The sequence below is a fragment of the Moorena sp. SIO3I8 genome, from assembly GCF_010692325.1.
Classification (GTDB): domain Bacteria; phylum Cyanobacteriota; class Cyanobacteriia; order Cyanobacteriales; family Coleofasciculaceae; genus Moorena.
Map to the genome: position 1 here is coordinate 1 of NZ_JAAHHW010000278.1, position 2327 is coordinate 2327.

Annotated in this window: 3 protein-coding genes; 1 reads left to right on the top strand and 2 read right to left on the bottom strand. The window is 44.3% G+C overall.

Going from position 1 to position 2327, the window contains the following annotated elements:
* Positions 1–372: sugar phosphate nucleotidyltransferase (locus tag F6K51_RS36120; protein WP_293030697.1), on the top strand; the 372-nt coding region annotated here is incomplete at its 5' end.
* Positions 373–406: 34 nt separating this feature from the next.
* Here the strand turns inward: F6K51_RS36120 and msrB are convergent.
* Both msrB and radC read right to left on the bottom strand, forming a co-directional pair.
* Positions 407–805 carry a peptide-methionine (R)-S-oxide reductase MsrB gene (gene msrB / locus F6K51_RS36125; protein ID WP_293030700.1) on the bottom strand — a complete coding sequence of 133 codons (399 nt, stop codon included), beginning with the start codon at positions 803–805 and terminating at the stop codon, positions 407–409.
* Between the two features lie 531 nt (positions 806–1336).
* Positions 1337–2068 carry a DNA repair protein RadC gene (gene radC, locus F6K51_RS36130; RefSeq protein ID WP_070394266.1) on the bottom strand — a complete coding sequence of 244 codons (732 nt, stop codon included), beginning with the start codon at positions 2066–2068 and terminating at the stop codon, positions 1337–1339.
* Between the last annotated feature and the right edge of the window lie 259 nt (positions 2069–2327).

Sequence of the window (2327 nt, forward strand, 5' to 3'; positions counted from 1 at the left end):
TCAGGAGATATTATTCACAAAGCTGGTTGTGTGACTGGGATTTGGGAAGAGTCAGAATCACAGTTGCGTGTGACAGAGCTTTATGAAAAGCCTACTCTTGAGTATGCGCGAGCCCATCTCCATATGGAAGGAATGGCGGAGGATCAGTTTTTAGCGGTATTTGGTATGTATGTACTTAAGCCGAAAATTTTTGACTATCTTGAAGACCACATCAACCACAATATCCGTCAAAAAGGTGAATTTCAGCTCACATCCTGTCTTGATAAATTGCGACAAGAAGAGGGCATAACCGGTTATCTAGTTAAAGGCAAGTATTTTGATACCGGAATGCCCCAGTTTTATCGACAGACCATAATTGATTTTCCCAATTAAACTCAGGTGAATTGATTTGATTAATCCTGTTTTTCTAATCCTGTTTCTCGAAACTAAGGGAAGCAGAATTCATACAGTAGCGTAAGCCTGTTGGTGGTGGTCCATCGCTAAACACGTGACCTAGGTGAGCGTCACAGACAGAGCACAAAACTTCTGTCCTGCGCATAAATAGGCTGTTATCCGGTTCCTCCTTCACATTCTCTTCTTTGATAGGTGCGTAAAAACTAGGCCAACCTGTCCCAGAATCATATTTGGTATCGGAGTTAAATAGCTCTGTGCCGCAACAGATACATTTGTAGATACCCTTCTCCTTATTGTTCCAGTATTCTCCAGTGAAGGCTCTTTCCGTTCCCTTCTGTCTGGTGACTTTATACTGTTCCGGTGTTAGCTGCTCTTTCCACTGTGCTTCAGTCTTTTGGACTTTACTAACCATGGCTGAATCCTTGTAATAGTTTTTTGTTGATACGTGGGAGGTGAGAGATCACCAATAGGGTGATCTGGTCTTTTGTAAAAAAAAGACACGTTTTGATACTTAACTTAACATTTTCTGGCACACAAGAGATGGGTATTTTAGGGCGTGTGGGAAGTTTGGGAAGTTTGGGGTGTGTGAGGAGATGGCCAGGGTTTGATGACGGGTAATAATTCAAAGGTAATTATTAGCCCACGAGATGAATTGAGATAACCCTTCCGTTTCTGCCACAGTTAAAGGTCATAGTAAGTTGCGGTCAAAGGTATAACAGAAGTCAGAAGTCAGAAGTCAGAAGTCAGAAGTTAAACTCTTCCTAGACTTAGGTTTGAGACTTTTGTCATGTCCTAACTGCCCTGGCGACTGCTATATAACTTTCTTTTCCCCCAATCTCCCCAATCTCCCCATCTCCCCATCTCCCCATCTCCCCATCTCCCCATCTCCCCATCTCCCTATCTCCCCATTCAACCAATCTACTATCTTTGAATCCAACTCGTATCAATCTTCCTGGGGATACTCATCCCACAGTTTGGTTACTTGTCGTATGCTCTGGTAATTACCATTGCCAACAATCAAGTGATCCAATACCGGAATACATAAGAGTTGACCTACCTGTAATAACCGTTCCGTTAGAGTAATATCTTGAAAACTTGGGTCAACACTGCCAGTGGGATGATTGTGAGCCACAATTACCTGTGTTGCTCCCTGACGCAGCACTTCTCGGAAAATATCCCGGGGATTAGCAATGGTTTCTGTTGCGGTACCAACAGTAATAATCTGAGTACCTAACAAATGATTCTTAACATCCAGTAGCAAGACAGCAAATCTTTCATGATTTTGCCACATTAAGTCATGACTCAAAGATGCTGCTGCTGAGGCTGGACTATCAATGATTACACCTTCTGTTGGTCGAGACAGAAATGCCCGTTTTCCCAGCTCCACTGCTGCTAAAATCGTTGTGGCTTTCGCTAGTCCAACACCATGAATTTGGGTCAATTCTTGAGCTTTAATATTCCGCAACACAGCCATTGGGTCTCGTTGGTCTTTGGCAAGTTCCTGTAAAATCAACTGTCCCAAACCCATGGCAGAAAGCTTTCCTTTGCCTTGACCTGTACCTAAAAGAATTGCTAGCAGTTCCGCTGTCGCCAGATTTTTAGCTCCTAGAGCAACTAATCGCTCACGAGGACGTTCACTGATGGGAATATCAGCAATTCTCAGACAATATGTCATAGATGTACACTGACCAAGACTGAAGGGATTTATTTTTAGTTATCCCGTTTTGAGCTAAGAAAGCTAGATTCGATTGGCAATATCCTGATTATCCCAATAATCGAGATGGGGAGATGGGCGATGGGAGGATGGGGAGATGGGGAGATGGGGAGATGGGGAGATGGGGAGAGGGGGAGATGGGGGGAGGGGGAGGTGGGGAGATGGGGAAATGGGGAACTGGGGAGCGTGAGAGGTGGAGAGATGGGGAGGTGGAGAGCAG